The sequence below is a fragment of the Marinicrinis sediminis genome, assembly GCF_042685085.1.
In the GTDB taxonomy this organism is placed as follows: domain Bacteria; phylum Bacillota; class Bacilli; order Paenibacillales; family KCTC-33676; genus Marinicrinis; species Marinicrinis sediminis.
The window spans coordinates 301,774-309,096 of the sequence record NZ_JBHUMM010000007.1; the positions used below are offsets into that span (position 1 = coordinate 301,774).

Here is a 7,323-nt window from a genome sequence, read left to right on the forward strand (position 1 = left end):
ATACGCCTGTTTATGCATAGGAAAAGCCTGCTTCCCTGATCTTGGCTGCAAGTGAGCGAGCGATTCGATCAATATCTGCCTCTTCCCTCACAATGATCTGGTCGGCCAGCTTCGCAACAGTAACCGCATTCGCTTGCTGATTATATTGTCGATTCTGTTCAGCAGTCAGAACCCGTTCTCCCTTGTGCAGCTTCGCAGCATATCCATTAAATGGAACGTAGGATAAGCCAGCGGAATGTGAACCATTAAAATCAACCGGATCTATGGTCGGAATCGGGGGAATATCTAGCTTAAACTGATACCCTCCTAAAAAATCAGGGAGTGTGAATTTAAGATTATCTGTAATACCTTTGATCAATTTATTAAATGATTCAATGATGATATTTACAAATGAAATCATACCGTTCACGATTACTTCAAACACCGATAACATCTTTTCTTTCACGATATCCCAGTTTTCTACCAACAATACAATAGCGCCAATGAGTGTGCCAACCGCAGCAACAATCCCCAGTGTGCCAACCATAGCTAGTGAATTCAATATTGCTTGTATGATAGACCATGCAGTCAAAGCTGCTACGATACCATAAATAATTGGGGCTAGAACTGACCAGTTGTTGAGGATGAACTCCCCTACTGACTTCACTACACCAATGATCCCATCCAATACAGGCTGAAGCATCGCTAAATGTTCCTGGAAACTAAGAATAATCGTGTTGATGAGTGGTTGATTTTCTGTCAACCATGCAACAAATTCATTAAACTTTCCTGCAACTGCTGACACTGCTTCGATCAACAAATTTTTAAAGGAAGTCATCGCAGGACTAGACAGCAGCGCAACCACCTGCTCCATAGCTGGTTTCATCTTATCCAATGCGGCTTGTCCAACTTCCGTAAAAGATTGTTTCACTTTATTGGTTGCTCGCTGGAACATCCCCATACCTGATTGATTCTGCTTATGCCAGAGTTCACTCGTCAAGCCAAGCTCGTTAAACTTTCCATCCAACACATCCAGTTGATCGGTCAAGTCCATTGATCTGAGATTCTCCAGGAAATCCCCATCCATATTCATGGACACGGCCATTGGTACACTTGACATATTCCCCGAGAAAATTTGCTTCAACTGATTAACGGCTCCATCCATTCCCTGTGCCGGATCATATGCATATAGTCTTTCCACTAACGGCATGAGTTTCTGTAGCTGACTGGTATCTGTTGTGATGGACATCAGCGTTTGAGAGGCATCCAGATAACCGCCCATATCGGCCATCGAATCTTTGGCACGGTCATCGAGAAATTGAAAATATTGCTCTGCTTTCTGCTTGTCACCTACAGCTGCTTCAATCGAATTCTTTTTCACTTCCTGATTGGCTGCTGATCCGATCGTAACTTGAAAGGCAGCTTGCTTAATATCATTCAGTTTCTTGAAAACGTTCGTGGCATTTAAATAGGCAGGCAAGGTTAAGCTCCCATTTCGCTGGAGCGATTTTATTTTGTTAAATAATTTAGATGCTGATTGAGTTGCCAACCTGAATGCCGCCCCCGCCGTACGCCCGATTTGGTGAAAGACTGGAATGGCTGCACGACTTATACGGTGAAAAGATTTAATGAGAAAGGAGGAGACTTTCTTCCCTGTCTGTATAAGCTGGCTCATTTTATTTGATATCGTTGCGAGACTTTTTCTCAAAATCTGTACCGCTTTTGAATTTTCAAGAAATCCGATCACCATCCGCTTCACTTTCTGCATGATGTTTGTCATCTTCTGTGAAATGGTATCGAAAATATTTTTCATTGCTCGTATGACTTTGTTTGTTTGAATGAATCGCACCAAATTTTGCATGACAAATTGACTGAATCTTGCCATGTTGTATTTCATATACGTTAACATGTAGTAGGATTGCTGGTACACCAAGTAGTTTTCCTTGAATACAGCCAATGAGGACTTGGCTTCATTCTTCATTTCTTTTGCAGTTTGTACAAAAGCCGCTGCTGAAGAACGGAGAGACGTAAATTCTGCTTTTAATTGACTGAGTGCGGTTACACCTGTGTCTGCTGCATTTAATCCTTGAAATTGCTTCTCCACTTGCTTCATGCTCTTCTGCGCAGCGTTCTCTATTTTATTTAAGTAATGACTAAACGTACGATACGTATGCTTCAAGCTCTTTTCCGTCGTTGTATTAATTTTCTTAAACGACTCATGGAAATTTTTATGGATGGCTTTGAAGACCGCTTGTGATTGCTTCTCCATCTCCTGTAGTGCTTTCTGAAAAGATTTCATAGTTGAATCCATGTTGTCCACTTCATTTCCTCCTTTCCAATCCTATTGCTTCAGCTTTTTCCTTTCTCTTTCCTCTTCCTCCAGCGCAAGTATTGTGGAAGCAAACATATATTGTTGTACACCGACAGGCTTTGCATAGACTTCGTCAGGAGAGATGCCCTGTCGCTGAAAAATGACATGCAGCAAAAAGGCGACCCCCCCTGACTGTATTAGTTTTTTACTTCATCCAATGCCTCTTCGTCATTGGAAAAACCAGAAAGCTCCAAAATCTCTGTGGTCAATTTGGCAATTTCACCTGCCAATAGACGCTTTTGAATAACATCTGCGGGTGTTGGTCCAAACTTTTCAACCAATTGTACTTCCGACCAATTCGGTACCAGGCATGCCTTTTCGATCACAAGTGCTCCAAACTTTTCTTCGTCTAACTGTTTTCCTTTTTTCGTTGGAAAGGAAGCCTGCTCACGGATACGGTTAATTGTCTTCCCATCTAATGCTTGGATATGAAACTCCACACCAAATCGGCTCATCTGAACCATTTTTTGAGGTCTTACTTCCACATCTAAGAGCGCTCTTAATACATCATTTGCTTTCGTTTCTTCCATACGATCGAAGCCTCCTGTATTTTCTTGATTGTTGTCCGTTATTCCATGATGGTGATTTCTTACTTACGGTCTGCTGCTAATGATGAGAACAAAAAGTAGAGCAGCGATGATCCACTCTACTTTGTTCTCTATATGACTGGTTATGCTTGCAAAGCTTCTAAAACTTCGTAGCCGGTAAACGTAAATGGCAGTTCTTCTTCAACTAGAGAACCGAGCTCATATTTCATCAACGGGATATTGTCGAACTGGACACCCTTCAGACGAACACGGTAAGCTCCGAAAGCTTCTGGATCCTTGATGGCCAGGATCAGTTCGGTAATAAAAGCGCCCTGCTTGTCATCGGAGATTTGTCCAATCTTCTCCATCATCTCGCTCGTTACTTTATATCCCGAAATCGTGCCGCTGCCTTTCAAACTGGTTACTTTGTGTCCAATCCAGCGCGTTCCTGCCCGTTGGATCTCTTCCTTGCTAATTTCTACCGTTGCTTCAGCACTCTTGATATTGGTCAGCCATTCGCCATCATGCCATACTTCTCCAAAGGTTCCATTGATGACTTTTGTCGCGTCTAATGCCATATTTCATTCATTCCTTTCAGTTTGGTTTATACGTTGACGGTGAGCAGGATGCGTTCCATCGTATCAATTTCCTGATAGGAAATCGCCAGAAACACCTGATCACCCGTGGAAGACTGATTCGGGTCAAGTTGCACGTCAATGTCCTGCAGGACATTGGATGCTTCCAGTCTTTCCAGGTATGCTTTGATCGCAGCCATTAGAGCGGCTTGACCGTCTGCATGATTGTCAATTTTGCCAATGTAGGCGTCTGAGGCTGTTTTCGTAACATCAGTAGCCACAGCCTGACGAGCGCGTACTGCGCGAATCTTTTTCTTCGAGGAGGCAATTCCCTGCTCAACTCTCACCTTTTCACCGTCAAATACAAGCACCAGAGAACCGGCTTGGATAGCCGTTTTGACTTCTGCATTTGTCAGTCGCTTATTGACGTCCAATCCATTTACCTTGGTATACGTGATGGAACGATTGATGGCGGTTCCTGCGATGAGCCCTGCCATATACGGGGCAAATTCAGCTGAGGTCAGTACTTCATCATCCAGCTTTACTCCGTTGATGAGATTCACCACATAGTCGTCATTCAACGAGGTAGAGCGGCTATTTCCGACAGTTGGGTCTGAATCAGCAGCAGCGTCTCCACCAAACACAACCATGAAGTGCTTGCCTTCTGTCCGGTTTTGAGCCACCCAGCTTTGAACTGCGGTCTGCTCCGTTGCCTGAAATTCCCCATCAAAAACAAAAACGTTGAACAGGTGCGTGTCCAACGTTCCTCTCATTTCTGTATAATCTGCAGCAAGTGGTGCTGCCGGCATCGTATACACAAGTACTTCTTTTGCTCCTCCTTGCATCGCCAGCTTAATGGAGCGAATATGCTCGGCTCCGAACAACTCTACCGCTTGCTGTTCTTTTTCAATCGTATACACTTGTTTTTCCTGAGCGGTTCCACTATAGGTCAGAAGCGGAATTGCGACCGTACCTCTTGCTCCCCCCTGAATCTGTGCTGCTGCTGCTTCTACAAAATTAACATAAAGACCTGGTCTCACAGGGATCGCTGTCGGATCCCAAGTTCCTCCTGCCATGTTCATTCCTCCTATTGAGTTATTGAATATTGGTATGAATATCCGCCATTTTTGGTACGGTTGCCGCCGATCTCATTACTCTTGTTTTGATCAACAGCTCTGCTCTCATCTGAACCAGATTGTTGGCGGTTCGTTCAGGAGCAAAAAGGTGGTAAGATAGAAATTCATGGACCGCCCCATTTGTGCTTATTGGTATACGGCGTTCCTGATAAAGCTTGTCCTGCAAATCTTCCATCACCTGCATCACTTGTTCGATCGTATCATGCACATAAACAATTTCATATTTGCGGTTTGCTTCCCAAGCGGCTGCGGCCACCATAGTGGGTTTATCTTCAAGCAGTCTGACAACAGCTGAGTTGGACTGTGCCGGATCTGCTGGAAAGGAGAGAGTTTGTACTTGTACAATTTCACTCTCCAGCCATAAAAGAATCTGTTGATACTCATTGAGAAGGGTCACATTTAACCTCCTTGTCTATTTTTCCCGGGAAAGAATGGAGTCAAGGTCGCTCGAGCTTGTTTGATCCTTCATTATACGTAAGCAACAAACCCGATCTTTTATACCCTGCATTCGATTTTTTTATTGGTAGAAAGCTTTCAGTTCTGCACGATTCCCATTTTCATATCTTTGCAGTTTCCGTGTCTTTGCAGTTCCAACGTCAACTCTTCTTTCAGTGTCCGTCTGCGCCTCACTGGCCTGTCCTGACGATTGCCGTCACAATCCATCGAAGAAGCCAATACCAGTGAATATTCTCTTTGCTGTCGATAGTGCAACTGCCATCCACTTAAAATCGGGTATTCGGTTTGTTTCAACTTGTGCGGATTCCGAGACTTGAGCTCATCTGCCAATAGCAGATTGCTCACTCTTTGCAGTAGCTTGGAGCTGTGCTTGCGACGTGGATATCCTCCTTTCACCCTGTGGCTGGATGACGCTTCATTTTGCGTTTCTTCTCTCATGCCTCTGGCATCCGGTTCTCGTTCACCTCTTGCCTTTTGCTGATCCCATTGATGTAAGACGGTCTTGATTAAATTTAAGCGTTCCTGGTTATTTTGAAGCTGGTACACATGTCCCTCATATTCAACCGGGGTTCCCGTCGTATACTTCTCGGACAATTCATGAATGAATTGAATATGGATTGCTTCCGGATTCTGCAACATAATCTGCCTCCTCTTCCCATGCAAGTTCCACGATAATCTGACCATACTCCCATTCCTTAAAGACGGCTGTAATCGCTCTTATCGCTCCTGTCAGGTACGTGCTGACCTGCTTTTGCGATACCTGCATGACTTGTCCAGCCTCTTGCTGGGTGAGTTGCCAGTATCCGTACACAAGCGCTACTGCCTCTGCCTGTTTATCCGAAAGACTCGCCATATCAATAGCGCGACTGAGGTCAATTAGAATGTCACTGGCATCTGTATCTCCCTTGTACCTTCTCTCTGCGATGAGATACCGATCACTTAAGAGTTTTCGTACCCCTTTCGTATGATCTAGCTGATATTGAACTGCGTACGTTCTCGCACCGTAAAATGGATCTTTGTTCATCATGCTTCTATCATCCCCTTTGCCTATACACCTGCTCATGTTCTTGTTCAGGTGCTTTGTTTGTATTTATATTCGTATTACACGAACATTTGTTCCTATATCATAATTTGAAAATATTGCTTCGTCAACCATAAATATTGGAGGTGTGCGTTAAATTCTTTCTATGTTTATCCGCTATCTCCCTTATCCGTGGATGATTTGAGGGATTCATAAAATTTCCAAGTCCCTTAAGCTCATTCTATCTGTCTTTTTCTCGACATATGAGTTTCGGTAATCGAATTAAAAAAGAACACAAAAAAGACCACATGATTAAAATCACATGGTCTTTCTGACGTATATGGATGAGCCATGAAGGACTCGAACCTTCGACACCCTGATTAAAAGTCAGGTGCTCTACCAACTGAGCTAATGGCTCATATTGAGATAAACTGGTGGGGGATGATGGATTCGAACCACCGAACTCGTAGAGAACAGATTTACAGTCTGCCGCGTTTGGCCACTTCGCTAATCCCCCATAAAAATAAAATGGTGGCTCGGGACGGAATCGAACCGCCGACACGAGGATTTTCAGTCCTCTGCTCTACCGACTGAGCTACCGAGCCATAGTATCACCATTTATTTCGATTGCTATGCTGTTAGAGGCAAAAAAAAATAAAATGGCGGAGCTGACGGGATTCGAACCCGCGATCTCCTGCGTGACAGGCAGGCATGTTAGGCCTCTACACCACAGCTCCATGTATATAATGGTGGACGCTGACGGGATCGAACCGCCGACCCTCTGCTTGTAAGGCAGATGCTCTCCCAGCTGAGCTAAGCGTCCTCAATAACAAAATCATTGCAACATCACTTCAATAAATAGGTTTGGTAGCGGCGGAGGGGATCGAACCCCCGACCTCACGGGTATGAACCGTACGCTCTAGCCAGCTGAGCTACGCCGCCCCAATCAATATAAAAGAAGCAATATGGCGGAGAGAGAGGGATTCGAACCCTCGCGGCTGTTACACCCTAACGCTTTAGCAAAGCGCCCCCTTCGGCCTCTTGGGTACCTCTCCAAAGAAAGAGTTTTGCTCCTTCAAAACTGAATGCGAAAGGTTTAGGTTTGAATCAGGTATTACTTCCTCCTGCTAGTTGCAGGAGTTGTGTTGGGATAAGCCCTCGACCGATTAGTATTCGTCAGCTCCATGCATTGCTGCACGTCCACCTCGAACCTATCAACCTTGTCGTCTACAAGGGGTCTTACCAAAGGGGAAATCTC

Annotated in this window: 8 protein-coding genes, 7 tRNA genes and 1 rRNA gene; all 16 read right to left on the reverse strand. The window is 44.5% G+C overall.

The genetic code is table 11. The features are described 5' to 3' along the window. Positions 1 to 10: 10 nt before the first annotated feature. Positions 11 to 2,299, reverse strand: coding sequence for a hypothetical protein (locus ACFSUC_RS05350; protein ID WP_379928450.1), 2,289 nt, complete (start codon positions 2,297 to 2,299; stop codon positions 11 to 13). 21 nt (positions 2,300 to 2,320) lie between these two features. Next, positions 2,321 to 2,464, reverse strand: a complete 144-nt coding sequence (locus tag ACFSUC_RS05355; protein WP_379928451.1) for a hypothetical protein — start codon at positions 2,462 to 2,464, stop codon at positions 2,321 to 2,323. A 23-nt stretch (positions 2,465 to 2,487) separates the two neighbouring features. Further along, on the reverse strand, positions 2,488 to 2,880 hold the full coding sequence (locus ACFSUC_RS05360) for a phage tail assembly chaperone (RefSeq protein WP_379928452.1): 393 nt from the start codon (positions 2,878 to 2,880) through the stop codon (positions 2,488 to 2,490). Between the two features lie 140 nt (positions 2,881 to 3,020). Further along, entirely contained in the window at positions 3,021 to 3,455 is a 435-nt protein-coding gene (locus ACFSUC_RS05365; protein WP_379928453.1) for a phage tail tube protein, read from the reverse strand. 26 nt (positions 3,456 to 3,481) lie between these two features. Further along, complete coding sequence (locus tag ACFSUC_RS05370) at positions 3,482 to 4,528, reverse strand: phage tail sheath subtilisin-like domain-containing protein (protein ID WP_379928454.1); 1,047 nt, start codon at positions 4,526 to 4,528, stop codon at positions 3,482 to 3,484. Between the two features lie 19 nt (positions 4,529 to 4,547). Next, positions 4,548 to 4,985 carry a hypothetical protein gene (locus ACFSUC_RS05375; RefSeq protein ID WP_379928455.1) on the reverse strand — a complete coding sequence of 146 codons (438 nt, stop codon included), beginning with the start codon at positions 4,983 to 4,985 and terminating at the stop codon, positions 4,548 to 4,550. Positions 4,986 to 5,122: 137 nt separating this feature from the next. Continuing rightward, positions 5,123 to 5,683: a hypothetical protein gene (locus tag ACFSUC_RS05380; protein ID WP_379928456.1), complete on the reverse strand. Its 561-nt coding sequence runs from the start codon at positions 5,681 to 5,683 to the stop codon at positions 5,123 to 5,125. Next, complete coding sequence (locus ACFSUC_RS05385) at positions 5,640 to 6,071, reverse strand: sigma factor-like helix-turn-helix DNA-binding protein (RefSeq protein ID WP_379928457.1); 432 nt, start codon at positions 6,069 to 6,071, stop codon at positions 5,640 to 5,642. The genes ACFSUC_RS05380 and ACFSUC_RS05385 overlap by 44 nt, the downstream gene beginning before the upstream one ends. A 339-nt stretch (positions 6,072 to 6,410) precedes the next feature. Next, positions 6,411 to 6,483, reverse strand: a tRNA-Lys gene (locus ACFSUC_RS05390). 14 nt (positions 6,484 to 6,497) lie between these two features. Further along, positions 6,498 to 6,582, reverse strand: a tRNA-Tyr gene (locus tag ACFSUC_RS05395). A gap of 12 nt (positions 6,583 to 6,594) precedes the next feature. Continuing rightward, a tRNA-Phe gene (locus tag ACFSUC_RS05400) sits at positions 6,595 to 6,670 on the reverse strand. A 55-nt stretch (positions 6,671 to 6,725) separates the two neighbouring features. Continuing rightward, positions 6,726 to 6,802 (reverse strand) — tRNA-Asp (locus ACFSUC_RS05405). Between the two features lie 10 nt (positions 6,803 to 6,812). Then, positions 6,813 to 6,888 (reverse strand) — tRNA-Val (locus tag ACFSUC_RS05410). A gap of 42 nt (positions 6,889 to 6,930) precedes the next feature. Then, a tRNA-Met gene (locus tag ACFSUC_RS05415) sits at positions 6,931 to 7,007 on the reverse strand. 24 nt (positions 7,008 to 7,031) lie between these two features. Then, positions 7,032 to 7,120, reverse strand: a tRNA-Ser gene (locus ACFSUC_RS05420). Between the two features lie 91 nt (positions 7,121 to 7,211). After that, positions 7,212 to 7,323: ribosomal RNA gene (locus ACFSUC_RS05425) — 23S ribosomal RNA — on the reverse strand; the annotation flags it as partial.